Genomic DNA, 23803 nt, shown 5'->3' with positions numbered 1-23803 from the left:
TTGATCGGCTCATTGTCATGCCTGCCTTCTTAGGAAGCGCCCGGGTTCAGCACCGGAGCGTCTACGGCGACGTCGTCAAGGCCCCATTGGTCGACGATTTTCTTGTACGTGCCGTTCTCGAAGATCTCGACGAAGGCCTTCTCGAGGACCGGTCCCAGGCCGCTGGACTTCGGGGCCAGGATGACCAGCTGGTCCACGCCTGCACCCTGCTCGTCGGTCTGGCTGACGTAGCGCCACTTGTCCTTCTCCTGAGTCATCAGGTCGATCGCGCCAGTCTGGGTGGTGGCCGCGCTCTGCGCGCGCTGCGACTTCACGGCGAGGATGGTGGCGTTGGTGTCTGCCAGGCCGAGGAAGGTGACCGGCGCCTTGCCATTGTCCTCGCACCACTTGCTGAGCTTCGCGGTCTGCTCCTCGGTGATGGAGCCCTTGACGCCGGCGGTAGTAGTGCCGCACAGGCCGTCAGTCCCCTGGGCATCAATGCCGTTGGTAGTGGGAATGACGTAGGAGGTCCGGCTGCTCAGCCAGCTTACGCCGTCGAATTCCTTAAGCCGTTCCGGGGTCGCCTTGACCGGTCCATTGAACGCGTCATACCGGCCGCTCTTCATGCCGGTCAGCATCTGGGGAAGGCCTTCGGTGATTTCGATCCTGGCAGGGACACCGAGTGATTCGCTCAGGGCCTTCTGGATGTCCGGATCAATTCCTGTGACTGTTTTGCCGTCGGGGCCGACAGAGCGGTACGGAGGGTGGGAATCTCCGGCGAAGACGATTTCGCCCTTGTCCTTGATGGACTGCGGAAGGGAATCGTAGAGTTTCGCGGATTTGTTGACGCCGCCGGAAGCTTCTGTGGTTTGGGTGGCCTGCCCTGAAGGGCCGGCGCAGGCGGTGAGTGCTAGAAAGGCGCCAGCTGCGACGGCGGCGACCCTGTAAGGAGCAGGAATTTTCATGAGAACCCTCACTGGAAAAAGTTCAGCCCGTGCCTGCCTTCGTTGGCAAGCGGCCGCTTTGATAACTCCAACAGTATTCTCATCCGTGACGAACGTCAACGATTTTGAATCATAACTTTGGCTTTTCTGTGAATTGGCTCACCGGGGGGCTGCCCCGGTCACCGTACCGGTGAGATGGGACTGGACCTGGTCCACGTATTCCGGTGCGTGCGCCGCGACCACGGCTTTCACGTGGGCGAGCGCGGGTTGGGCGAGGCCGCCGTAGAGCTGTTGGAAGACTTCCCGCGCCCTGGTCCGCGGCCAGTCTTGAGGCAGCAAATCCAGGGGCAGATCGGGGTCTATGTTGGGGAAAGCGCGCCAAACGTTGATCAGTTCCGTCCTCAAAATGAGCGCCTCCACGGGCGCGATCGAACTAAGGGTGGAGGCGTTGGCGAGGGGCTCCGTGTCACTCAGGAAATTACGGTAAAGAGCGGCCACGTGGCCAAGATCCCACGCGTCGGTTGGCGCTCCGTACTCCTTGCCGTCGCCTGTGAGTGACCCCTGAAATACAGTGGCAGCGAGCACGCCGAGTTTTACGATCAGGTTCCTGGCCTCGGCGGCCATGGGGCGGGGGGTAATCCAGAAGCCGTCGTAGAGGGGTGAAAATCCGAGCCATGACAGGCCCGCCCTCAGCTTGTGCCGATCGCCCCGGTTCTCCTCGGGAATGGAGAATGCAACGCAGGTCCATAGCCCGGTGAAAGGGGTGTCCTCCTGGCCGAACTGGTTCATCTGTTCAAGGCGGGAGACAAGCCGCTGCCTCAGCCAGGGGGACAGGCTGTAAAAGGTCCGCCGGCCGATTTTTGTCAGCTGGATGCGCTCGTCCCTGCAGAGGCGGCCCAGCAAGGTGCGGGCACCTGATGCAGGGATGTTGAAGTCGGCAAGCAGCTCAACAAGAGCTCCCGACGGCGCCTGCGCATCAGGGGACAGCCAGTAATCGGCAAGGAGGGTCAGCAGGATCTGCCGCGGGCGAGGCCCCTCGGTGACGGCAGCGCGGACGTCCTCCAGAAAGCGTTGAGCTGTCTCCGGGCCGGGCCGAACAGCCGGTGCTGATTGTATTCCCATGAAGGACGATCGTACGCGTTCTGCGATTAGTCCGATAGCCTTCCGGTGGAAGATAGTGCCCTGCCTGTGATCGTGGCGATCCGCTCAGGCGTGTAGCCCAGCATGCCGCCAAGCACGGATTCTGTGTCCGCACCCAGCGCATGTGCCGGGTTGTCGAGCGTCGTGGTCACGCGCGACATCTGGATCGGGACCCCGGAAGCGTAGATGGTGCCCTCGGCGCCGGCCTTGCCTATCAGCGGAACTACCTCGCCGCGGGCAAGGACCTGGGCGTCGCGGATGGCTTCGGCCGGCTGCCTTACAGGCGCCACTGGGGCGCCGGCGGCGGCGAGGCGGGTGACGGCGTCGTGGTTGTCCAGACCGGCCGCCCAGTCCTGGATTATTCCGTGCAGCTGCGAGGAATGGGATACGCGGCCGTCGCGGGTGGAGAACCGCGGGTCCGCTCCGAGTTCGGCCATCCCGATCCCGGCAAAAACGCTGCGCGCCATCGGATCGGTCGGGGCGCTCAGTGCAAAGAAGCCGTTTCGGGTCGCGAATGTGCCGAACGGCGCCAGCCGCGGGACGTGGGAACCTGTTCGCTGCGGAATTCCCAGGGCTTCGAGGGTTTCGAACGGTTCGATCGCCACGAGGGAAGTGAGCGAACCGAGCATCGACACGTCCACGAACTGGCCTTCGCCTGTCAGGTCCAGGTGCCGCTGCGCTGCCAGCGTCCCGATTACCGCGTACAGCGGAGCGATCAGGTCGCCCATCGGCAGGCCAAATCGGACGGGGTCCTGCCCTTCCTCCCCGGCGGTGAACATCACGCCGCTCATCGCCTGGATGATCGCATCCATCGCTTTGAGGCCGTCGGTGCCGCCGGCCGTCCCGAAGCCTGTGATCGAGGTGTAGATGATCCGCGGGTTGACCGCGCTGACGGCGTCGTAGTCGATCCCCAGCCGCCGGGTCACGCCCGGACTGTAGTTCTCGACGACGACGTGCGCCTGTGAGGCCAGTTCAAGGAACACCTCGCGGCCGGTGCCGGATTTCAGGTCCAGCAGCACGCTCTCCTTGTTGCGCCCCCGCAGCATCATGGACAGGGACATGTCCTCGGAGCTCGAACGCTGCAGCGAGATGCCCTCCTTGGTCACGTACGGCGCATTGTTGCGCGACGAATCCCCGCCGGTTTGGGGATTCTCGATCTTAATCACCCGGGCTCCAAGGGAGGCCAGGAGCATCGTGGCGTAGGGGCCGGAAAGTGCGGTGGTCAGGTCCAGGACGATGGTTCCGTCCAGTGGTTTGGCGTTCATGTGATTCCGTTCAGTAATGACGAGGCGATGAAGTGCCGGGTTAAGCGGGCGCGGAGACCCTGACGCGGTCCGTGTCCCAGGTGAAGTGAGTGTCAAATCCGGCCTCCCGGCTGATCGCTTCCACGTAGGCGAGCACAGGGGCAGCCGAGGCTTCATCGCTCAGCGGCCGGGGCGCTGCCGACTGGTCGATCCAACAAGGGATGAACGACGCCGACAGCCCGCCGTCTTCGTCGAGCTCCATCAGCGCCATTGCCGTGTTCCTGCTCTCCGGGTGGAAGGCATAGTTCGGCATGGTTGCGTCGGATTCGAAGCCGAAGAGCTTTTTGCGGCGCTTTGCCCAGGCGAGGCGCTCCGGCGAATTATCCCCGGAAACGTTGAGGGCATTGGTCACGGTGACAAAGTTGCCCAATCCGTGGAAAACCGGGGCTCCGCGGTAGAACTCTATTCCCCGCATGATGTGGGCGTGGTGGGCGATCACCGCGTGCGCACCGTTGTCGATCGCGGCGTGCGCCAGTTGCGTCTCGTAGGCCGCGATGTCCGCCGGCAGGTGCACAACGCCCTTATGCAGGGCCACGATCACGACGTCGACCTCTGCCGCCAGGGCGCGGACGTCTGCCGTGAATGCCTCAAGGCTTTTGGGTTCGGCGAACGAGTAAACCGACGGCGGTCCGCCTGGGTTGGCACTGTCGAGCTCGTAGTGCGTGAGGACGTTGACGAAAGCGCAGCCAGCCTTTTTTGACGTGGCCCACGATTCGCGCGGCCCCACACAGTTGTAGTTCAGCAGTCCCACACGCAACGGGCCGAGCTGGGTGATGACCGGGACTTTCGCGGCGTCCAGGTCAGCGCCCGCCCCGGTGGTCTGCATGCCTGCGGCGTTAGCCAACCCGATCGTATCGGCGATGCCCTGGGGGCCGCAGTCGTAGATGTGGTTCCCTGCCAGTGTGGCCACTGTGAACCCGGCCCGCGCGATCTCGGCGACGTTCTGTACGGGTGCAGGCGGAGCAGGAATGTCGACGCTGGCGCACTCAGTGGAGGTGGTGTGCGGCACCTCGATCTGGGCGATAGCCAGGTCGGCGGCCTGGATGATCTCGCGGGTGGGGTCGAAGTAGTGGCCCACCTCCTCCTCGTCGAGGACCAGATCGCCGACGGCGAGAATGGTATAGGCTGCAGCGCTCATACCGTCCCGGCCTCGCCGCCGGCGAGGCTCAGCGCCTCGTTGCGGGGAGGCAGCGCCGTTCCGTCCAGTTCGTCCATAAACAGCTTGATCTCGCGGACCAGGCGCTCGGGGCTCTCCTTCGCAATCCAGTGCCCCTCGTCCTCGAAGAGGACCGTTTTGGCCCGGCGTACCGCCGCCCCGGCAAGCACCGAGGACCCGGGCGGGATCACGCCGTCGCGCATTCCACCGAGGATCAGCACGGGGACATCGATGCTGGAGAGCACCGTGCGCAGGGCATCGTTGTCTTTGGCCTCGGGGAAGGGCATGCCCTGGTTGATGCGCGCCTCGTTCGGATCCCGATCCAGTTTCGTGGCCAGTGCCAGCTCCAAAACGGCATCGCGGAGTTCCTCGCGCCCTTCGGGGGTGGGGCCGGCCATTTGCATCATAGCCTCACGGATGACATCGGAGTTGCCGGGGTTGTCCACGATCTTGCGCCGGCCCTCCGAGGAATCCGTGACGCCGTAGCGCAGGTGGGGAGTTCCCACTACCGACAGCAGCGCCTTGAGCCGCTGCGGGAACCGGTGGGCAATCACCCAGCCGATTCCGCCGCCGTGCGAGATGCCCGTATAGGAGAACTTGTCCACGCCGAGGTGGTCCGCGAGGGCGATAACGTCCTCGGCCCATCGGTTGAGATAGCCCTGCGGCGGGGCCGTGTCCAGCCGCGCGGAGCGGCCAAAGCCGAGTGTCTGCAGCGTATAGACCTTGTAGTTCGTCGGAGCCTGCGCCAGCGACGCAGGGTAGGTGGGATGGAATCCGTTGGCCGAAGAGATGACAACTTCGTCTCCCTCGCCGTGTTCCTCGTAGTACAGTTCCGCGCCGTTCAGTGTAATCAGGGGCATGGCTAGATCCTTTCGAGCGTGGGGGTTTGGGTCGGTGCGTGGCTGCCGGCTGCGGCCGCCTGCCGTAGTCTGCGGCGTTCAGCCTGGGCCTGTGGATCGGGCACGGGAGAGGCCGCCAAGAGTGATTGGGTGTAGGGGTGTGAAGGATTCGCGTACATATCCTCGGCTGAGCCCTGCTCGACGGCGAGGCCGTCCTTAAGCACCACCAGGTCGTCGGAGATGTGGCGCACCACGGACAGGTCATGAGAGATGAACAGCAGAGCCAGGCCCATGCTCTTTTGCAGTTCGGCGAGGAGGTTCATGACCTCAGCCTGGATGGAGAGGTCCAGTGCCGAGACGGGCTCGTCGCACACCACGAACGTAGGGTTTCCGATAAGGGCCCGGGCTATGGCGATACGCTGGCGCTGTCCGCCCGAGAACTGGGCAGGATACCGGTGGATGCTCTCCTCGGGCAGCCCCACGCGCCGCACCATGTCGCGGATGCGCTGGTGGGTTTGCTCCCGAGTGAGCCGCTCGTGGTGATTGAGCGGTTCGGCGAGGGTGTAGCCGATGGTCTTGGTGATGTCCAGGGAGCTGTAGGGGTCCTGGAAGATCACCTGGATCTGGTCGCTCAGAGCCCGCCGCTGGGAACGCTTCATGGTGGCCAGTTCGTCGCCGCGGAAGCGGACCGAGCCATCTGTTACCGGGGCCAATCCGAGGATCGCGCGGCCAATGGTGGATTTGCCGGAACCGGATTCCCCCACCAGGCCCATAGTGCGGCCGCGTTCCAGCTTGAAGGACACGCCCCGCACGGCGCGGTAGCTGCGCCGGCCGTTGCGGTAATCCACTACCAGGTCGGTAACCTCCAGGAGCGGAGCGTCATTGGTTCGTGTTGTGGTGCTCATGGGCGTGCCTCCGTGAGTTCTGCGGTGCGCAGGCACCGGCTGGTGCGTCCTTCGCCGAGCTCGATCTCGGCGATTCCGCCGACCCGGCATGCCTCCGTCGCGAGCGGGCAGCGGGTGCTGAAGTGGCATCCCACGGGCCACTGGGAGGGCGGCGGGACGATGCCGCCGATGGTGGGAAGGGGTTGTCCCTTGACAGCGAGGTGCGGGCTGGAATCGAGCAGTCCCTGCGTGTACGGGTGCAATGGACGGTCGAACATCTGTTGCACGGTGGCTTTTTCCACCACCTCACCGGCGTACATCACTACTGCCCGGGAGCAGATGTCCGCCACCACTGCCCAATCGTGCGTGACAAAGAGAACCGCAAGTTCGCGCTCGCGTTGCAGTCCGTGCAGTAGATCCAGGATTTCAGCCTGCACCGTCACGTCCAGCGCAGTTGTGGGTTCGTCGGCGATCAGGAGCTTAGGTTCGCCGGCCAGTGCCATGGCGATCACGATTCGCTGTGCCATACCGCCGGAGATCTGGTGGGGGTAGAGACCCGCCACCTTCGCGGGGTCCGGCAGCTTCACAGCCGCCAGGAGATCCAGCACGTGAGCGCGTGCCTGCTTGCGGGAGCAACCGCGGTGGGTCATGACAACTTCGGCGAGCTGCCAGCCGACACGGAACGCCGGATCCAGCGCGACCATCGGCTCCTGGGAGATCAGGGCCATTTCCTTGCCGCGCAGGGCCCCGTACTGGGACTGGGTGTAAGACGAAATGTCCGTGCCGCGGTAGTGGATGGATCCTGAGACGATCCGGCCGGTATCACCAAGAAGGCCAAGCAGTGCCAGCGCTGTGACGGTTTTGCCCGATCCGGACTCGCCCACCAAGCCAACAGTCTCGCCCGAGTGGATATCGAAGCTTGCGCCCTGGACGACGACGGTTTCCTTCTCGCCGTCGTCGAAAGCAATGGTCAGTCCCCGAACGGAGAGCAGGGCGGCCGGCGCCGGCTCTTCGGCCGGTCCCGCGTCAATTACGGCACGGCGGCGGCCGGAGCCCTTCGGGCGGCCCAAACGCTCGGAGTTAACGTCGCGCACGGCGTCCCCCAGCAGGCCGAGCGCCAGTGTGGCAATAGTGATCAGGCCGGCGGTGGGAACCATCATCCACGGGTGCTGGCGCAGGAGCCCTGAGGCTTCGGAGACCATGCCGCCCCACGTGGGGGCCGGTGGCGGCGGGCCGAAGCCGAGGAACGCCAAGCCGGTCTGCACGCCGAGGGCGATGGAGGCGAGCATGGCTGTCTGGACAATGATGACGCCGACGGTGCGGGGCAGGATGTGGCGGAAGATGATGGCCGCAGAGCCAAGCCCGATCACACGGGCGGCGTCGACATAGAGTTCCTCGCGCACACCCAGCACTGTAGATCTGATGACGCGGATGATGTTGCCGGACGCCAGCGCACCGAACGTGATCATGGCTGCGGTCATGGAGTTATTGAAGATTGCAAGGACCGACAGGGTGACGATGATGCCCGGGATGGCCATCTTGATGTCGATGGCCCGCATCAGGATCTTGTCGAACCGGCCGCCAAGGAAGCCGGTGGCCACGCCGAGCGGAATGCCGATGCAGAGTGCGGTCAACACGGCCTGCAGGACCCCGAAGATGGATTCGGCGCCGCCGTGGAGGAGCCTGCTGAGCACGTCGCGCCCCAGCGAGTCAGTGCCAAGCGGGAACTCTGCCGAGGGGCCGGCCTTGACTGACATCAGGTTCTGCTGAAGCGGATCGGCGGGAGAGATCCACGGCGCAAGGATGGACGCTGCGATCATCACCAGGACAAACGCCGCTGAAGCGACACCCAGCGGCTTCCGCAGGAAGTCCCGCGTAACGCGGCGCAGTGTGGACGGCGGCCTTGCGGGGAGTTCGACGACGACGGTCGTCTCCGCTGCATCGGTGCGCACGGTGGTGGTTTCGCTCATGAGAGACGCACTTTCGGGTTCAGGAAGCCATAGACAAGGTCGACGATGAGGTTGATGCACAGCACGACCAACGTGAAGTACACCGAAAGGCCGAGCAGGACCGGCAGATCGTGGTTCAGCGTGGAGGCCGTGGCCAGCGAGCCCATGCCCGGCAGCACGAAGACGTTTTCCACGAACACGGCTCCCGTCAGGGCTCCGATGGCGCCGATCCCCACGATGGTGGTGGCGGGGATGGCGGCATTCTTCAGCACATGGCGGTAGAGGATTGACGTCTCGCTGATGCCGTTGGCGCGCAGCACGCGGATGGAATCGCGGGCCAGGATGTCCAGGGCTGAGTCACGCATCTGCTTGGCCACAAGGGTGGTGCCCGACAGGCTCATCGCCGCCACCGGCAACACGAGTGCCATCAGCCACGGGCCTACCCCGCGTTCCAGCGGGGCGTACCCTGTGGCCGGGAAAATTCGCAGTCCCACAGCGAAGACGGAGACAAACAGGACCGCCACCGCGAAGCTGGGCACGGCAAGCCCCACGAGGCTCAGCGCGTCCAAAAAGCGGCCAAGCCAGCCGCCCTTGATGGCGGACAGCAGCCCGAGGCTGGCTCCGACGATCGCTATCACCAGGGTGGAGACTGCCATGAGGGAGACGGTCACGGGCAGACGGTCCCCGAGGATGTCGACCACGGACTGACCGCTGTAGATCGAATTGCCCAGATCGCCTTGGAGTGCGTTGCCGGCCCAGTTGGCGTACTGCTGGTACAGCGGCATATTCAAACCCAGCTGCTCGCGGAGCCTCGCGACGGCCTCCGGGGTGGCGTCTTCGCCCAGGATCGTGGCTGCCTGGTCTCCCGGCACGATCGAGGAGAGCACGAACATGACCATCGAAACGATCACGATCATAGGTATAGAGATAGCGAACCGTCTGAGGACAAAGCCAAACATGGACCGGCCTCCGCTACTTCTTCGGCTGCCAGGAGTATTCCGCGCCGGGACCGGTGGGAACATCCGTGGGGTTTAGTGCTGAGGAGTTCACGTTGGTCAGGCCGGGGCCGACGTACTTCAGGTTCTTGGCCGTGAAAACGGGGATGACGAACGCCTGCTCGTAGTACTCGCGGCTCATTTCCTCGAAGATTTCGGTTCGTTCATCGGTGCTCGCGGCGAGCAATGACTTTTTGTACAGAGCGTCGATTTCAGGCTCCACGATCTGGAAGGGGTTCCGGTTACCGCCCTGCAGCATGTCCTTGTGGGCTGAACCGGTGGAAGTGCCGGTGAGGGGGAAGATGACCGCCTCATACTTCTTGGACAGTGCTTCGCTCGTGAAGTTGGCGATGCCCGTGGTGATGACCTCAAGGTTCACATCGATGCCGATCTGCTTGAGGTTGTCGGCGATCGCCTGTGAACGGATGGTCTGGTTGTCAATGGTGTTCTGCGTCAGGATGGTGAGCTTGAAGCCGTTGGGGTAACCGGCCTCTGCGAGCAGGTTTTTGGCCTCCGCCGGGTCATAGTCGAAGCCCAGGCCGTCGACGTAGCCTCGGGTGCCCTTGTTCATGATCTGGCCGTTGGCCTCCGAAACCTCAGGACCAACGGCATTGGCGATCGCCTCGCGGTTGATCGCCAGGCCAATGGCTCTCCGGACACGCTCATCGGTCAGGGCCGGGTTGATCGTCCCCTTCTTGTCAGCCAGATAGAGGGACCAGTTGAAGAATGGCGTGCTGCCGATCTCAAGGTTCGCGGCCTTTGCGGCCTCCAAGGTGGAAGCGGAACCGGAGGCGTAATCAACCTGGTTGGTGGTGATTGCCGAGATCACGGCATTGGGATCCCCTATGACGGAGATGGATACTTTCTCAAACTGCTGGGCCTCGGGGAGCCAGTATTTTTCGTTGCGGTCGTAGACGTATTTGGAATCGGCTACAGTTTCGCCGCCGGAGAGCTGGTACTGACCGGTTCCCTTTGTCTCCACGAGGAGCGACGCCGGGTTGGCGAGACCGGCAGGACTGATGATGTTGCCGAACATCCATTCCTGGGTAAAAGTGGCTTCGGCCTCGGGGAACGGGGAGGAATACTTCAGGGTCACGGTTTTCCCGGAAGCCTCGATGCTCTCGATCGGACCGACCTTCAGCGCCTTTGGCCCGGCATTCTTGAGGAAGTAATCCATCGAGGCCTTGACCGCTTCCGGCGTCAGCGCGGAGCCGTCGGCAAACGTCACGCCATCACGGATGGTCAGCTCGAACGCCGTGTTGGCGTCACCGACGTAGCGCCAGGCCGTGGCTAGGGCGGGGACGAATTCGCCCTTCGAGTCCATGAAGATCAATGGGTCGTAGGCCAGGGAGACGAACGCGGTGGAGCCGCCGGTTCCCGCCAAGGCGGGATTCAGGCTGGTCGGCGGGCCGGTGAACTGCATGCGCAGTTCGGCTCCCCGGCCGGATTCAGCGAGCTCCACGCCGCTCCCGTTGCCTGCGGCGCTTCCCCCGCCCCCGCAGGCCGAAAGGGACAGGGCGAGGCTGCAGGTCAGTACTAAAAGTGATGCCTTGAAACCGTTCCGGGACTTCTTCATTGATACTCCTCGGGACTGCTGGTCAACCAGCGAACGAATGATTATCACGTGCCGGGGCGGGCCTCCGGTGTGATGGGTGACACACGAGAAGTTATCAGGTAGCTTGATAACAATGCAAGGGCTGGTCGAGAATCGAAGGAGATTGTCATGATTGATACCCAGTTGGCCGTAGAGCGGATTTCGGGTCCGGGGGAGGCCTTGGGCGCCGCTTTCTCCAGCGGCGCGGCCGTCGGGGTTGAGTTGGCCGCTTCGGGCTACGTGGAGGAAGAGTTCCTCGTCAGCGGAACCGCCACGGAATGGGGCTACGACGGGCACTTCAACCGCGTGGCAATGGCTTCCCACCCCTACGTGACCAGGGTTTTGGTCCGGCGGCCGGCCGATCCGGCGGCGGGCAGCGGGCTGGTGCAGCTTGAACCCCTGCACCCGAACCTGGACCGCGCCAACACCTGGCGCTCGATCCATGACTGGATTGTGCGCAATGGCCACACCTGGGTCGGTGTCACGCAGGATGCGACCTGCGCCGGACTGATTACCCAATACTTTCCGGACCGTTATCACCGCTTGTCGGTGCCGGTGGCGGGTCTCGTCTACGATCTGCTTGGACAAGTGTCGGTGGCTCTGCGCGAAGGCCGGTTTGACGTCGTCGCGGACCGCATTACGCTCTCCGGGTGGTCGGCGACAGGCAGCATCAGCCGCCTTTACGTCCAGGAGGGGTTCATCAGCGACTACACGATCGCGGATGGCACACCGAGTATCTCCAGCGTCCTGATCGGGATCTCCTCCGGGGCTGCTGCCACCGCAGGCTACCCGCTGCTGTCGGCGGGTTCGGAGCCGCTGCCGCTCGAACACCCACGGCGCATTGTCTCCGGGGCGCCCGTTCCGGTGTTCGAGGTGCTCAGCGAATTCGAGTCGGAAACCCACATGCCCGTCATGAGGCAGGACTCCGACACGGCGGAGGACCTCTACCGTTTCTATTCCATCGCCGGCACCTCCCATGCCAACCTCGACGCCACGATCCTCACCAATTTCACCCAGTTCCGGGCAGCCGGACTTGATGTGCCTGAGCGCCGCATCGTGGAGACACCGTCCGATGCGCGCATGGACTACTACAACAGGGCACTCTACGAACACCTTGACCGCTGGGCGCGCGACGGAATCGAACCGCCGGCAGGACGGCGGTTTACCCCTGCCGGAGTTCCGGAGGGGCGGACGGTCGAGCTGGCGCGTGACGGCCTCGGCAATGTTCTGGGCGGGATCCGCACGCCGTGGACCGAGGCGCCGCTCCAGCGCTATGTCCCGCACAGCACGCCGGCACCCGGCTACTGTCTGGCGCCGGAGTGGACGCCTCTCAGCGATCCCGTCCGTGTGGCCAGGCTGGTGGGGCACATGAATCCGCTGCCCGCTGCAACTGTGACTGGCCTGTATGCCACTGAATCCGAGTACGGCCTTGCCTTCAGTGACGCAATCGAGGCAAGCATCAAGGAGGGGTTCCTGTTGGAGGCAGAGGCCGAGGCGTTGTGCGGTGAAATCCCCGGGCGTTGGGCGGCGTGGACCGCCGCTGACCGTCGCGGGTGAGTTCCGCGGCGCGGCGGGGGGCGTCTTTTGGCCCGTTCTCAAGCCGCTCGTATCGCCTGTACTTCGCAGGCCAACTGGTCTCGAACACGGGATCCTGGTTCCAGAACCTCGCCATCTCCCTGGTGGTCCTGCAGGCGACCGGTAGCGCCACCGCGCTGGCATGGGTCACTATGTCCCAGTTCGCTCCGGTGTTCCTGCTGGCCCCGCTTGCTGGCCGGCTGGCCGACACCATTCCGATCCGGCGGATTCTGCTCGTCACCTCCGGGGGGAGCGTGGCGGTCTCCGTCGGGCTGATAGCAGTGCTGGGACAGTCTGAGCTGAGCTTGCCGTGGCTGTTGGGCTGGCTGGTTCTTGCGGGGTCTTTCCAAGGTGTTGAGCGTATTGCCGCCCAGGCGTTTGTTTATGAGATGGTGGGCCCGAAACTTCTTAAGGTCGGCACCGTGATGACCAGCGTCTATGTCTCGGCGGGCCGTTCGATCGGCCCTGGGCTCGCAGGCCTGTCCTTTGCCGCTTTCGGGCCCGTGCCCTGCTTGGCCATTAACGCGGTTTCCTATGCCGCGGTGGTGATCGCGGTGCTGCTCATTCGGCCGGCCGACCTTCACGGGCGGCAGTCTTCCCGCCGCGGAGGGGAGAAGATCCTGCTGCGGAAGCTGCCCGTATTCCCGTTACTTCTGGCGTTGCTGCTGGTCAACGTGGTGGTGACCGTGACGGCCATGAACATGAACGTGGTAATCACCGCGCTGGTGACGGAGACCCTTGGCGGCGGTGCCGAACAGCTGGGCGCGGCCCATGCGCTGAACGCTGTCGGCGCCGTGGTGGGAGCCTTTTTCCTGGCCAGGCTACGATCGTTGTCCTTCCGCACTCTGGCGCCGGTCTGCGTTATTTTCGGCGTTGCCCTTGCCGCCAATGCCCTGGCGCCCAGCTTGGCGTGGTTCCTGGCCCTTGCCCCGGTTCTGGGGCTGGGGATTGGTCTGTTCCAGGCAACTCTAAACGCCTCTGCACAGAGCCTGGTCCCGCCAGCTGCAATCGGGCGCATGATGTCCTTTGTGACCATGGGGACGTTCGGATCGATTCCTTTTGGTGCCCTCATCTCCGGAGCCCTGATCGACTCTGCCAGCGGCCGCGCCCCTTTCCTTGTGGGATCGCTGGCCTGCGTGGCCAGCGCTGTTGCCGTGTGGATCATTGTCTGCCGTTCCGGGGGACGCGGCACCGCCCCTCGTGGCTAGGCGGGACCCTTAAGCCTGCCGCGCAGTTCGAGCGCCTCAGATTCGGCAGCTTCGTCGCCGAAGTAACCTCCGGCCAGCGTTTCGGCGGCGAGCAGCAGCGAGGGCAGGAGGGCCTGGCGCTCTGTGGGGGAGTGGTTGGCCAGGATCCGCTGCTCGATGTCATCGAGTTCGGCGCGGCAGGCCTGCATCACGGACCAGCCCAGCTCGGTGAGGAAGACCAAGCGGATCCGCTTGTTTGTCTGGTGGTTCTCGCGGTCTACCAACCCCCGGGACAGTAGTGAGCCCACTACCTCATGGCACGCCTGCGAGGTAACGAACGTGCGCCGCGCCAACTGTGCGTTAGAGAGGGGCCGCCCTTCTGCAAGTACAAGGCAGGTGACCATCTCGGGCATCGTCAGGCGGTTGCGGAGCGCTATGGATTCCACGGCGCGTGACAGGGCGCGGTGGAGCCGGAAAATGACGTAGGTAAGGTCGCTGGTGGCCGGCCGAGCGCCAGGGTGCGCTTCGTTTGCTTGATTCGGGGCTGGTTCCACAGCGCTCCTCGGGAGTGGGGTGTTCGCGCGGCATTGTCCATGGTTTCGGCCGGCAAAATTTACTCCCACGTTACCCGAAGGTTTGGCGCCATCCCGCTGTTTGGGGCACCCGGAGCACTCCGACAGCCGCTTCAAGGTACGGCACCGGATCGGGATCGGTTCCGGCGGCCCACTGCATCCACGCCTCGAACGTGGCACCAAGATACGCGGCGCACAGATACCCGGCCACATCTTCCGGGACACCGGCCGCTGCAAGGTAGGCCCGGGCCACTTCACGCTGGGGCGCCAGGGACGCATAGCTTTGGCTGCCAAGTTCGGGGTGTTCGGCGATCAGGCGCAGGCGGCCGCGGGTCACCGCAAGATCGGGCGGCACGGCAACCCCCGCGACTGCTGCTTCGCGCAGCCGCGCCAGGACGCCGCCGTCGGCCGCTGATTCCGGGCCCGCCCTCAGTACCCGGGCGGAGGCCGCGACCACCGGTTCCATCCCACCCCAGATCAGTTCCGCCTTGCTGGAGAAGTACCGGTACAGGCTTTTGCGGCCAATACCGGCCTCGCGGGCGATGTCCTCCATGGAGGTCTGCTCGTACCCGCGTTCGGCGAAAAGCCGCAGCGCAATGGCGGCCACAGCGTCGGGATTGATGGTCACCGGCCGCCCTAACGAACGTGGAACGGCGGTGGTCGCGGCATCCGAAGGCATCCCACCAGTATTCACCCTTACATAATGACACAGCGTGTCATAAGGTTGGTGGAATCAGCTCCATCAACGTTTGGAAGGACAACATGGGCAACGAAGCCACGTGGCAGGAGGCCATCACCAACGGCCGCTTCGCCGGCAAAACAGTCATCGTCACGGGCGCCGGGTCGGGCATCGGACTGGCCACGGCGCTGCGCATCGCGAAGGAGGGCGGCAGGGTCATCGCCGCCGACATCAGCAAGGAACGGCTGGACGACCTCGTGACGGCGAACGCCCAGCTGGACCTGGTCCCGGTGGCCGGCGACATCTCCACCGACGAGACCGTCGCCGCCGTCATTGCTGCAGCCGGTGGACGTGTTGACGCGCTGGCCAACGTTGCCGGCATCATGGACAACTTCGCCCCCATCCACGAGGTGGACGACGACACCTGGGACCGCGTCTTCCGGATCAACGTCACCGCCCTCATGCGCCTCACCCGAGCCGTGGTGCCGCTGATGCTCGAGGCTGGTACAGGCTCCGTGGTCAACGTCGCCTCCGAGGCGGGGCTGCGCGGATCCGCCGCCGGTGCCGCCTATACGGCGTCCAAGCACGCCGTCATCGGCCTCACCAAGAACTCGGCCGTCATGTACGGGCCCAAGGGTCTGCGCTTCAACGCCGTAGCGCCGGGCGCCACCATCACCAACATTGTGGCCAACTGGGGATCCCAGCTGGCGGCCGAGCGCCTCGGCCCGCTGATGCAGGTCAACATCCCGGCGCCCGCCACCTCGGCGCAGCTCGCCGCCTCGATCACGTTCCTGCTGAGCGACGACGGCACCAACCTCAACGGCGCCATCCTGGCGTCCGACGGCGGCTGGTCGGCCCTGTAAGGAGCGGCACCAATACGGGGAATCACCAAAAAGAGCGGGCGACGGCGGGAGGTTCCGCGGTCGCCCGCTTCCGTTTGTGCCCACTTGATTCCAAGAGATTGAGACCCGGCCCTTGACAGTTGCAAAACGTTTTGGCTAATGTGATCAACACAACAAGCAAAACGTTTTGCAAAGGACAGTCAATGGCGACAAAGATCGGCATCCGGGAAGTGGCCAAGGCCGCCGGAGTTTCAGTAACAACGGTTTCCCACGCCCTCAATGACGCCACCAGTGCCCGGGTTAACCAGCAGACCCAGCAGCATGTCAGGGCGGTGGCGAGGGACCTCGGCTATGCCCCCAACAGGCTCGCCAGCGGACTGCGCAACCAGCGGTCGCAGATCCTCGGGCTGGTCAGTGACGAAATCACCACCACACCTTTTGCCGGCGCGATGATCCGCGGAGCCCAGGATGCCGCCTACGAACGCGGCTATGTGCTGATGGTGGTGAATTCCGGGCTGGACAGCGAGCTGGAAAAACGCGAAATCCGCATCCTCCAGCAGCACCAGGTGGACGGCATCGTCTACGCCAAGATGTACCACCAGGGCGTCATGCTCCCGGAAGAACTGGACGGGCTGCCCACAGTCCTCCTCGACGCCGTCTCCACCGACGCGTCTGTCTCCTCCGTGGTGCCGGACGAGACCGCGGCTGCCGAGGCCGCCGTTGAAACCCTGATCAGCGCCGGCCACACCCGGATCGGAATGATCAACAACGTGGACGACATCCCGGCAACCCACGGGCGCTTGGAGGGCTTCCACAACGCGGTCCGCCGGCATGGCCTGACCCCTGATCCTCGGCATATCATCGCCGGAGTGGCGGACACGGCGGGTGGACGGGAAACAGCAATGGATCTGCTGGCGCTTCCGGACCGGCCCTCAGGCCTGTTCTGCTTCAGCGACAGGGTTGCCATGGGCGTCTACCAGGCGGCCTCGGCCCTTGGCCTGCGCATCCCCGAGGACCTCTCGATCGTCGGGATGGACAACCTGGAGCTCATTGCCGACGCCCTGTGGCCCGGGCTGACCACGGTGGCGTTGCCGCACTACGAGATGGGACGCTGGGCCGTGGTCCGGCTGCTCAACGACATCGAGGGCCCAAGCTCACCGGCGGTCCAGGAAAAGCTCGCCTGCCCGGTGGTCCACCGAGGTTCTGTAGGCCCGCCACCGCTGTAAGGCGGCCCCCACCCTCAGTACTTAAACACGTCACGAACCCCGTTTCCGGCAAATAAAGGGACGCAGCCGTTGCACCGGCTACGCCCCTCACGGAAACGGGCTACTCATCCACGCACGAAATCAGCAGAAAGACTCAACCATGAACAAGCGATTCACCCGTGTCCTGGCCACCAGCCTAGCCGCAGCTTCACTCCTCGGCACCTTGGGCGCCTGCAGCAAAGGAAGCGCCTCATCATCCTCCGAGGGCGCCAACGAAATCACCATGTGGACCCACAACGCAGGCAACCCCGAGGAGCTGAAGGCCATCGAGGACGTGGTCGCCGCCTACAACAGCAGCAGTGACGCGAAGGCAAAGGTCAAGGTCCAGGCCTTCCCCCAGGACTCCTACAACGACTCGGTGGTGTCCGCCGCATCGGCCGGGAACCTTCCGTGCATCGTGGACATCGACGGTCCCAACGTTCCCAACTGGGCCTGGGCGGAATACCTGCAGCCCCTGAACCTGTCCACAGACCTAACGAGCAACCTCCCCAGCACCGTCGCCAAGTGGGACGGCGAAACCTACGCGGTGGGCTACTACGATGTCGCCCTGGCCATGATGGCGCGTGCCTCTGACCTCAAAGCGGCCGGCGTGCGCGTGGCCACAATCGAGGAACCGTGGACCGCCGCCGAGTTCCAGGACGCCCTGACCAAGCTCAAGGCCTTGGGGAAGTGGGAACACCCGCTGGACATGGGAACCGCCGGCACCGGTGAATGGCTGCCGTACGCCTACTCGCCCATGCTGCAGTCCTTTGGCGGGGACCTCGTCAACCGCGACGGCTTCCAGTCAGCGGACGGCGTCCTCAACGGGGATAAGGCCGTTGAATGGGCAGGTTGGTTCCGCGGCCTGGTGGACCAGGGCTTCATGGCCCAGAAGAGCGGCAAGGACTCCACCCAGGACTTCCTGAACAACAAGAGCGCCATCCTGTACACCGGGTCCTGGGCAGCGGACAAAGCCAAAGCCGCCCTCGGCGATGACCTGGTGGTCATGCCCACCGTGGACCTCGGCAACGGCCCGAAGATCGGCGGGGCTTCCTGGCAGTGGGGCGTGACCAGCGGCTGCGAGAACGCCGAGGCCGCCATGGACTACCTCTCCTACTCCCTGAAGCCGGAGAACCTCGCCGCCGTGGCCAAAGCCACCGGCACCATCCCCGCGACCAATGACGCCGCCGCGCTGATCCCGGCCTTCGCCGAAGGCGGCGCCAACCGCATCTTCATGGAGTTCTCCCGCAACTACGCCGTGATGCGGCCGGAGACCCCCGCCTATCCCTTCATTGCCACCGAATTCGGCAAGGCAGCCCAGGACGTCCTTGCCGGAGCGGATCCCCAGGGTGCGCTGGACAAGGCCGCCAAGGCGATTGACGCCAACATCAAGTCCAACGGCGGCTACCAGAAATAGCCAGCGATCAAGGGTACGGACGACGGCGGGCACGCGCCGCCGTCGTCCATCCCCCGGATCCTCCCCAAGGAGACCCGCATGACACTTAGCCCACTCCCCACCCGTCCGCCACTGGCCGTCAGCGAGCCGGTGCAGGCCAGCGGCCCAACCCGCTCCCGCCGCACCCGCCCCGGCTTCCTTCGCGAACAGATCAGCGGCTGGGGCATGATCGCCCCCGCCGCCGCCCTCCTCCTGCTGTTTGTGTTCCTGCCCGCAATCATGGGCTTCGGCCTGGCCTTCACCAACGCCCGCCTGATTTCACCCCGGCCCGTGGAGTTTGTGGGGACGGATAACTTTGCCCGGCTCTTCGCTGACCCAACGTTCTGGCGTGCCCTGCTCAACGTCACGTACTTTGCAGTGATCGTGGTGCCGGTGCAGTCCGCCCTCGCCTTGGCCATGGCCCTGCTGATCAACAAGAAGTTCCGCGGCGTGAACTTCTTCCGCACCCTTTACTTCCTGCCGGTGGTCACCTCCATGGTGGTGGTGTCGCTGCTGTGGATGTTCATGTACCGCCGCGAAGGCCTGATCAACGAGCTGCTCTCCACGTTCAGCTTCGGCCTGATCCGGGGCGCTGACTGGCTCAACGATCCCGCGACGGCCATGCCGGCCATCATCGCCCTGTCGATCTGGCAGGCAGCCGGATTCCACATGATCATCTGGCTGGCCGGGCTTCAAAGCGTCCCGGGCGAGCTGTACGAGGCTGCGCAGCTGGACGGAGCCACCCACTGGCAGCAGTTCCGGTTCGTCACCTGGCCGGGCCTGAAGCACACCCGCAGCCTGGTCCTGGTGACCATCACCATCCAGGCGCTGGGACTCTTTGACCAGGTCAGCGTGATGACCCAGGGCGGTCCCCTGGACTCCACCACCACCATCATCTACGAGGCGGTGCGGTCCGGGTTCAAGCAGCAGGAAACCTCCTACGCCTCGGCCATCTCGCTCGTATTCTTCGTCCTCGTGCTGCTGGTTTCCGCAGTGCAGCGCTACCTGACCCGAGAGAAGGACTGACGTGAAACCGACCCTCATTTCCGCGAACCTGACCAGCCTGGGGACTATGGCAGTGCGCGTCCTGTTCGCCGCCGTCGCCGTTTTCCCCATCGTTTTCATGCTGGTGTCCTCCCTCAAACCGGACCAGCAGATCTTCGGCGATATGTCCTCCGTGGCAGCCTTCCTGCCGATCGGGAACATCTCGTTCGATAACTACGCCGCAGTGTTCGACCGCGTCCCCGCCGCCCGGTTCCTGGTCAACTCCATCGGGGTCTCGGCGGTGACGGTGGTGCTGGGCATCTTCGTCAACAGCCTCTGCGCCTTCGCGCTCTCCCGCATGGAGGTCCGCGGTAAACGGATCGTGTTCAGCGCCATCCTCGCCACGCTGATTGTGCCGTTCCAGACCCTGGCGCTGCCGCTGGTGTGGTGGGTCAACCAGCTGCCCTACTTCGAGCTGGACGGCTTCAGCCTCGAGTTCTCCAAAGGCTGGCTGGACACCTACCAGGTCCAGATCATCCCGTTCATTGCCAATGCCTTCTCCATCTACCTGTACCACCAGTACTTTGAGTCCATTCCCAAGGAACTGGATGAAGCGGCCCGGATCGACGGCGCCGGCTGGTTCAAGATCTACCGGCAGGTGGTCATGCCGCTCGCCGGGCCGGCCACCGCCACAGTGGCCATCCTGACCTTCCTGCCCGCCTGGAACTCCTACCTCTGGCCGCTCATGGTGGTCCAGTCCGAGGAGCTGCGGCCCGTGATGATCGGCATCCAGTACTTCTTCCAGCTCAACGTCTCCTGGGGCGAAGTCATGGCCTACGCCTCGCTCATCACCGTGCCCGTGGTGATCCTCTTCATCGCATTCCAGAAGTCCTTCATCAACAGCATCGCCTCCAGCGGCGTCAAGGGCTGATGCCCATCATGACCGCCGCCCTCAGCTCGAAAGAAGACCCCGCAGCCATGGCATCAGCCCTCACCGTAGACTCCCGGTTCCGGCCGGAGTACCACTTCACCGCAGCCCGCAACTGGCTGAACGATCCCAACGGACTGCTCTACTCCAACGGCATCTACCACCTCTTCTACCAGCACAACCCGGAGGGTGCTGACTGGGGCAACATGTCCTGGGGCCACGCCACCTCGGCGGACCTGGTGCACTGGGACGAGCAACCCGTAGCCATCCTGTGCGACGCGCAGGAAGCCATTTTCTCCGGTTCCGCCGTCGTTGACGTCCACAACACCAGCGGCTTCGGAACCGGGGAAACCGCCCCTTTGGTTGCCATATATACCAGCGCCTACTCTGCCGGGTCGCCGCTGGCGGGACGCCAGGCGCAGTCCCTCGCGTACAGCATCGACGACGGCGCCACGTGGCTGAAGTACGCGGGGAACCCCGTGCTGGACCGGGCGTCCGCCGAGTTCCGTGACCCGAAAGTCTTCTGGTACGACGGCGGCGTGGAGAGTTACTGGGTCATGGTGGCGGTCGAGGCGCTGGGCCGGGAGGTGCTCCTCTACAAGTCCGCGGACCTGTTGGCCTGGGAGTATCTGAGCACGTTCGGCCCGGCCAACGCCACCGGCGGAGTGTGGGAGTGCCCGGACCTCTTTGAGTTGCCGGTGGACGGGGAACCCGGCACCACCAAATGGGTGCTGGTGGTGAACCTGAACCCCGGCGGCATCGCCGGCGGATCCGGCGGCCAGTACTTCCTTGGAGAGTTCGACGGCGTCCGGTTCCGTTCCGAAAGTACGGTCACCGAAGGGATGCAGAAGGACGGCAGCAGGATGGGGGAGTACGGCTGGCTCGATTGGGGCCGGGACTACTACGCCGCCGTGTCCTTCAGCAATGCTCCGGACGGGCGCAGGCTCATGATCGGCTGGATGAACAACTGGCAGTACGGTGCCCTGACACCCACCGGCGGCTGGCGCGGCGCCATGACCCTGGTACGGGAAGTAACCCTTGTCCGGCAGGCCGGACGGGTGGTGCTGAAGCAGCAGCCGGTGGATCCCTTTGCGGAAACCGGGGAGGTTGTGTGCGCCCTCGCGCCTACGCGGCTCTCCGGTTCGTACCCACTCGCCGTGGAAGGACCCGGCGATGTGCTGCGGATTGATGCTGAATTCGTGCCGGGGACGGCGGACGAGGTTGGGCTGGTGCTGCGTGAAGGTACCGGCGAGAGGACTGTCCTGGCTTACAACGTCGTCCAAGGAGTGCTTCGCCTGGACCGGACAGCGTCCGGGGATACTCGCTTCCACGAGGACTTTGCCTCAGTGGAACGGGTCCCCGTGGCGCTCGAGGATGGCCGGTTGCGGCTTCAGGTCTTCCTGGACCGCTGCTCGGTGGAAGTGTTCGCCCAGGACGGGCTGGCCACCATCACGGACCAGATCTTCCCCAGCGAAACGAGCATGGCGTTGGCTGTCTTCGCCGCCGGTGAGGGTGCCACTCTGGTGAGTCTCGACGTCGTGCGCTAGCTGTCCTTGCTTTCGCCCGGCGGTTCGGTCCGGAACTTGATCAGCTTGTGTGTCCCGTCGCAGTACGGCTTGATGGCTGACGCTCCGCAGCGGCAGAGGGCAACGGTTTGGCGCTGCCTCGGCACGGGCTCGCCGGAGGGTGTGAGGATTTCGAAGGCCCCGCGGACCAGGAGCGGCCCGTCGGGGCAGACGATGATCGAACCGTCTGCAAGCGATCCGTTGGCAGGTTCCTGGTCCACGGGGCCTCCTTCAGGTGTTCTCATGCGGCAACGGGGAGGGCTGTGCGGAGAGATGACCGCCCGTTCTCCCACGCCTCCAGAATGCGGCTGGTCAGTATGGTGTCCAGGGCGATGGCAGCCGTCGCGCCGAAAAGGACGTCGGCGAGCAGGTCCGGCTCCGCCTCCACGAGGCCGCCGGCGAGGTCCCGGCCGGCAATCTGTTCGTGAACTGCGTCTGCCTCAACGTGCTCGTCGAAGTAGGCAGTTGCGGCGGAGTCAAAGCTGTGGCGGCGGAAGCCGTTGCCGTAAAGCTGGTTGGGCCGGGAGGACGTCATCTCGTAGATCGCCAGATGCCCGGCGATGGCACCGCGCAGCCGGCGGTTCAGCCCGAAGAGGGACATCATGTTGACGGACGCCAGGGCGATGGCCGGCACGGTGTCAACATAAGCGCCATACCGGTCATCGAGTCCGAGGGCACGCATGGTGCGGGCGAACAGGGCGCTGTGCATCCGGTCCGCGCGGCCGCCGCCGTATTCGTCGGCCTGGATTTCCACCAGCGCGGCCTTCGCGCGGCCGGTCAGCCGGGGAATCGCCCACGTGTGCGGGTCCGCTTCCTTGAGCTGATAAATGGACTTGTGAACCAAAAACTCCCCGAGCTGCGGAACGGTGGCCTTCTTCGCGACGTACTTCGAGAGACTGGGCCCGGTGTCCGCGGCTGCGAGGGAAAACAAGACGGTGGCGACGCCGTCGCTCACATGCCCCGCGGCCGGAACCGGGGGGATCACGGGAACCGCGGAGGCGGCCGCCACACGGAGTTCCCGTTCGAACGGCCGCTCCAAAAGACGGCGAACGGCAATCAGGCCCGGATGCCATTCCCAGCCGTCATCCACACCATCAAGACCGCCGTAGTGCAGCTCGTAGAGACAGAACAGCGCAAGCTGGATATCGTCATCCTCGATGACGTCATCAGTCTCGGAGAGCTTCGCTGTGACGAGTTCCGGTAGGCCGGTCAGGGCCCCCGGAACCTCCGCGGGCTGGTCAGCGAGGAGCGCCAGCAGGGCGGCGCTGATGGGGCCCCGCGGTTCTGGGATGTGCAATTGTCTCTCCTGGGAAGTCTTCGGATTGTGCAGCGCAACCAACTCGTGCAGCGCATCGGGCAGTGTTAGAACCGGTTCCGGTTACGGGGCGTTGCGGTGGGGTTTTGCTTGGCCCGGCGGGCACGCAGGATACGGCTGATGATGGCGGGGAGGAAAGCGAGCAGCAGTTTCTTCACGACGGTGGGGCCTTTCGTAGTATGCGGTGGTGACGGAGGTGGTGAATCAGCCGAGAGGGCCGCCCTTCCAAGGAAGGACGGCCCTGGCAGCGCTTATGGACTACGTGTTTTGGACGTGGTCTTTGGCGTCGGTAGCGCGGTCTTTGACGTCGGCTGCTGCAACCTGGCCTTCGGCCTTGACGTGTTCGGCGGCGTCGGTGGCGGTGGCTTTGACGTTCTCCATCGCTTCGCGGGCGGGCTCTTTGAGCCCTTCGGCCATGTCCTTGGCGGCGTCGGTCAGTTCCGTGGTCATCGGTTCGGCCGCGGTCTTGAGCGCGTCTGCGGCTTCGCGTTCTTTGGTGCTGGCCGGGATCAGGGAGGAAATCAGCATGCCGGCGCCGAAGGCCACCAGGCCGGCGGCCAGGGGGTTGCCCTGGGTCTTGGCCTTGACCTGCTGGGGTGCGTCCCCGATGGCCTGTCCGGCGTCGTGCAGGGTGGAGCCCACTGCGTTGCCGGCATTGCCCACTGCGTTGCCGGTGTGGTCCGCCCTGTGGTG

22 protein-coding genes are annotated in these 23803 nt (G+C 64.6%); 8 read left to right on the top strand and 14 right to left on the bottom strand.

What is annotated here, in order from left to right; all coding sequences use genetic code 11:
• Window positions 1-29: 29 nt before the first annotated feature.
• The 9 genes from ACP7AX_RS17440 to ACP7AX_RS17400 all read right to left on the bottom strand — a co-directional run bounded on the left by ACP7AX_RS17440 (window position 30) and on the right by ACP7AX_RS17400 (window position 10766).
• On the bottom strand, window positions 30-944 hold the full coding sequence (locus tag ACP7AX_RS17440) for a transporter substrate-binding domain-containing protein (RefSeq protein ID WP_426228213.1): 915 nt from the start codon (window positions 942-944) through the stop codon (window positions 30-32).
• 138 nt (window positions 945-1082) lie between these two features.
• Window positions 1083-2045, bottom strand: coding sequence for a PaaX family transcriptional regulator C-terminal domain-containing protein (locus tag ACP7AX_RS17435; RefSeq protein WP_426228211.1), 963 nt, complete (start codon window positions 2043-2045; stop codon window positions 1083-1085).
• A 26-nt stretch (window positions 2046-2071) separates the two neighbouring features.
• Complete coding sequence (locus ACP7AX_RS17430; protein ID WP_426228209.1) at window positions 2072-3328, bottom strand: CaiB/BaiF CoA transferase family protein; 1257 nt, start codon at window positions 3326-3328, stop codon at window positions 2072-2074.
• Window positions 3329-3368: 40 nt separating this feature from the next.
• On the bottom strand, window positions 3369-4505 hold the full coding sequence (locus ACP7AX_RS17425; RefSeq protein ID WP_426228207.1) for a CapA family protein: 1137 nt from the start codon (window positions 4503-4505) through the stop codon (window positions 3369-3371).
• Window positions 4502-5383, bottom strand: coding sequence for an alpha/beta fold hydrolase (locus ACP7AX_RS17420; RefSeq protein ID WP_426228205.1), 882 nt, complete (start codon window positions 5381-5383; stop codon window positions 4502-4504). The genes ACP7AX_RS17425 and ACP7AX_RS17420 overlap by 4 nt, the downstream gene beginning before the upstream one ends.
• Before the next feature lie 2 nt (window positions 5384-5385).
• Entirely contained in the window at window positions 5386-6267 is an 882-nt protein-coding gene (locus ACP7AX_RS17415) for an ATP-binding cassette domain-containing protein (RefSeq protein ID WP_426228203.1), read from the bottom strand.
• Complete coding sequence (locus tag ACP7AX_RS17410) at window positions 6264-8216, bottom strand: dipeptide/oligopeptide/nickel ABC transporter permease/ATP-binding protein (protein WP_426228201.1); 1953 nt, start codon at window positions 8214-8216, stop codon at window positions 6264-6266. The genes ACP7AX_RS17415 and ACP7AX_RS17410 overlap by 4 nt, the downstream gene beginning before the upstream one ends.
• Window positions 8213-9154, bottom strand: coding sequence for an ABC transporter permease (locus ACP7AX_RS17405; RefSeq protein ID WP_426228199.1), 942 nt, complete (start codon window positions 9152-9154; stop codon window positions 8213-8215). Before ACP7AX_RS17405 ends, ACP7AX_RS17410 begins: the two co-directional genes overlap by 4 nt.
• A 13-nt stretch (window positions 9155-9167) precedes the next feature.
• Window positions 9168-10766 carry an ABC transporter substrate-binding protein gene (locus tag ACP7AX_RS17400; RefSeq protein ID WP_426228197.1) on the bottom strand — a complete coding sequence of 533 codons (1599 nt, stop codon included), beginning with the start codon at window positions 10764-10766 and terminating at the stop codon, window positions 9168-9170.
• 147 nt (window positions 10767-10913) lie between these two features.
• Between ACP7AX_RS17400 and ACP7AX_RS17395 the strand changes: the two genes are divergently transcribed.
• On the top strand, window positions 10914-12341 hold the full coding sequence (locus tag ACP7AX_RS17395; protein WP_426228195.1) for an alpha/beta hydrolase domain-containing protein: 1428 nt from the start codon (window positions 10914-10916) through the stop codon (window positions 12339-12341).
• Window positions 12338-13567 carry an MFS transporter gene (locus ACP7AX_RS17390; protein ID WP_426228193.1) on the top strand — a complete coding sequence of 410 codons (1230 nt, stop codon included), beginning with the start codon at window positions 12338-12340 and terminating at the stop codon, window positions 13565-13567. Before ACP7AX_RS17395 ends, ACP7AX_RS17390 begins: the two co-directional genes overlap by 4 nt.
• On the opposite strand, the gene ACP7AX_RS17385 is transcribed toward ACP7AX_RS17390, so the two are convergent.
• Both ACP7AX_RS17385 and ACP7AX_RS17380 read right to left on the bottom strand, forming a co-directional pair.
• Window positions 13564-14100, bottom strand: a complete 537-nt coding sequence (locus ACP7AX_RS17385) for a MarR family winged helix-turn-helix transcriptional regulator (RefSeq protein ID WP_426228191.1) — start codon at window positions 14098-14100, stop codon at window positions 13564-13566. The two genes, ACP7AX_RS17390 and ACP7AX_RS17385, sit on opposite strands and share 4 nt — an antisense overlap.
• A gap of 70 nt (window positions 14101-14170) precedes the next feature.
• Window positions 14171-14797 (bottom strand): TetR/AcrR family transcriptional regulator, encoded by a 627-nt coding sequence (locus ACP7AX_RS17380; RefSeq protein ID WP_426228189.1) that lies wholly within the window; start codon window positions 14795-14797, stop codon window positions 14171-14173.
• Window positions 14798-14880: 83 nt separating this feature from the next.
• On the opposite strand from ACP7AX_RS17380, the gene ACP7AX_RS17375 reads away from it, so the two are divergent.
• The 6 genes from ACP7AX_RS17375 to ACP7AX_RS17350 all read left to right on the top strand — a co-directional run bounded on the left by ACP7AX_RS17375 (window position 14881) and on the right by ACP7AX_RS17350 (window position 21777).
• Entirely contained in the window at window positions 14881-15660 is a 780-nt protein-coding gene (locus ACP7AX_RS17375) for an SDR family NAD(P)-dependent oxidoreductase (protein ID WP_426228187.1), read from the top strand.
• A gap of 182 nt (window positions 15661-15842) precedes the next feature.
• Window positions 15843-16865, top strand: coding sequence for a LacI family DNA-binding transcriptional regulator (locus ACP7AX_RS17370; protein ID WP_426228185.1), 1023 nt, complete (start codon window positions 15843-15845; stop codon window positions 16863-16865).
• Window positions 16866-17004: 139 nt separating this feature from the next.
• On the top strand, window positions 17005-18300 hold the full coding sequence (locus ACP7AX_RS17365; protein WP_426228183.1) for a sugar ABC transporter substrate-binding protein: 1296 nt from the start codon (window positions 17005-17007) through the stop codon (window positions 18298-18300).
• Window positions 18301-18378: 78 nt separating this feature from the next.
• Window positions 18379-19344: a carbohydrate ABC transporter permease gene (locus tag ACP7AX_RS17360; RefSeq protein WP_426228181.1), complete on the top strand. Its 966-nt coding sequence runs from the start codon at window positions 18379-18381 to the stop codon at window positions 19342-19344.
• Between the two features lie 46 nt (window positions 19345-19390).
• On the top strand, window positions 19391-20233 hold the full coding sequence (locus tag ACP7AX_RS17355; protein WP_426228307.1) for a carbohydrate ABC transporter permease: 843 nt from the start codon (window positions 19391-19393) through the stop codon (window positions 20231-20233).
• Window positions 20234-20280: 47 nt separating this feature from the next.
• A complete protein-coding gene (locus ACP7AX_RS17350; RefSeq protein WP_426228305.1) occupies window positions 20281-21777 on the top strand; it encodes a glycoside hydrolase family 32 protein in 1497 nt (498 codons plus the stop codon).
• Here the strand turns inward: ACP7AX_RS17350 and ACP7AX_RS17345 are convergent.
• From ACP7AX_RS17345 to ACP7AX_RS17335, 3 genes are all read right to left on the bottom strand, one after another.
• Window positions 21774-22040: a CDGSH iron-sulfur domain-containing protein gene (locus tag ACP7AX_RS17345; protein ID WP_426228179.1), complete on the bottom strand. Its 267-nt coding sequence runs from the start codon at window positions 22038-22040 to the stop codon at window positions 21774-21776. The genes ACP7AX_RS17350 and ACP7AX_RS17345 overlap by 4 nt on opposite strands.
• Window positions 22037-23092 (bottom strand): iron-containing redox enzyme family protein, encoded by a 1056-nt coding sequence (locus ACP7AX_RS17340; protein WP_131683022.1) that lies wholly within the window; start codon window positions 23090-23092, stop codon window positions 22037-22039. The genes ACP7AX_RS17345 and ACP7AX_RS17340 overlap by 4 nt, the downstream gene beginning before the upstream one ends.
• Window positions 23093-23368: 276 nt before the next feature.
• On the bottom strand, window positions 23369-23803 hold a 435-nt coding region (locus ACP7AX_RS17335; protein ID WP_426228177.1), incomplete at its 5' end, for a DUF3618 domain-containing protein.

This window comes from Pseudarthrobacter sp. DSP2-3-2b1 (genome assembly GCF_049895945.1).
Taxonomy (GTDB): domain Bacteria; phylum Actinomycetota; class Actinomycetes; order Actinomycetales; family Micrococcaceae; genus Arthrobacter.
Note: the sequence above shows the minus strand (reverse complement) of the source record. Positions and strands in the feature narration are given on the sequence as shown.

Bases quoted from the DNA above. Each gene is read 5' to 3' on its own strand.
- ACP7AX_RS17440 (WP_426228213.1), bottom strand. From the start codon at position 944: ATGAAAATTCCTGCTCCTTACAGGGTCGCCGCCGTCGCAGCTGGCGCC.
- ACP7AX_RS17435 (WP_426228211.1), bottom strand. From the start codon at position 2,045: ATGGGAATACAATCAGCACCGGCTGTTCGGCCCGGCCCGGAGACAGCT.
- ACP7AX_RS17430 (WP_426228209.1), bottom strand. From the start codon at position 3,328: ATGAACGCCAAACCACTGGACGGAACCATCGTCCTGGACCTGACCACC.
- ACP7AX_RS17425 (WP_426228207.1), bottom strand. From the start codon at position 4,505: ATGAGCGCTGCAGCCTATACCATTCTCGCCGTCGGCGATCTGGTCCTC.
- ACP7AX_RS17420 (WP_426228205.1), bottom strand. From the start codon at position 5,383: ATGCCCCTGATTACACTGAACGGCGCGGAACTGTACTACGAGGAACAC.
- ACP7AX_RS17415 (WP_426228203.1), bottom strand. From the start codon at position 6,267: ATGAGCACCACAACACGAACCAATGACGCTCCGCTCCTGGAGGTTACC.
- ACP7AX_RS17410 (WP_426228201.1), bottom strand. From the start codon at position 8,216: ATGAGCGAAACCACCACCGTGCGCACCGATGCAGCGGAGACGACCGTC.
- ACP7AX_RS17405 (WP_426228199.1), bottom strand. From the start codon at position 9,154: ATGTTTGGCTTTGTCCTCAGACGGTTCGCTATCTCTATACCTATGATC.
- ACP7AX_RS17400 (WP_426228197.1), bottom strand. From the start codon at position 10,766: ATGAAGAAGTCCCGGAACGGTTTCAAGGCATCACTTTTAGTACTGACC.
- ACP7AX_RS17395 (WP_426228195.1), top strand. From the start codon at position 10,914: ATGATTGATACCCAGTTGGCCGTAGAGCGGATTTCGGGTCCGGGGGAG.
- ACP7AX_RS17380 (WP_426228189.1), bottom strand. From the start codon at position 14,797: ATGCCTTCGGATGCCGCGACCACCGCCGTTCCACGTTCGTTAGGGCGG.
- ACP7AX_RS17375 (WP_426228187.1), top strand. From the start codon at position 14,881: ATGGGCAACGAAGCCACGTGGCAGGAGGCCATCACCAACGGCCGCTTC.
- ACP7AX_RS17370 (WP_426228185.1), top strand. From the start codon at position 15,843: ATGGCGACAAAGATCGGCATCCGGGAAGTGGCCAAGGCCGCCGGAGTT.
- ACP7AX_RS17365 (WP_426228183.1), top strand. From the start codon at position 17,005: ATGAACAAGCGATTCACCCGTGTCCTGGCCACCAGCCTAGCCGCAGCT.
- ACP7AX_RS17360 (WP_426228181.1), top strand. From the start codon at position 18,379: ATGACACTTAGCCCACTCCCCACCCGTCCGCCACTGGCCGTCAGCGAG.
- ACP7AX_RS17355 (WP_426228307.1), top strand. From the start codon at position 19,391: ATGGCAGTGCGCGTCCTGTTCGCCGCCGTCGCCGTTTTCCCCATCGTT.
- ACP7AX_RS17350 (WP_426228305.1), top strand. From the start codon at position 20,281: ATGGCATCAGCCCTCACCGTAGACTCCCGGTTCCGGCCGGAGTACCAC.
- ACP7AX_RS17345 (WP_426228179.1), bottom strand. From the start codon at position 22,040: ATGAGAACACCTGAAGGAGGCCCCGTGGACCAGGAACCTGCCAACGGA.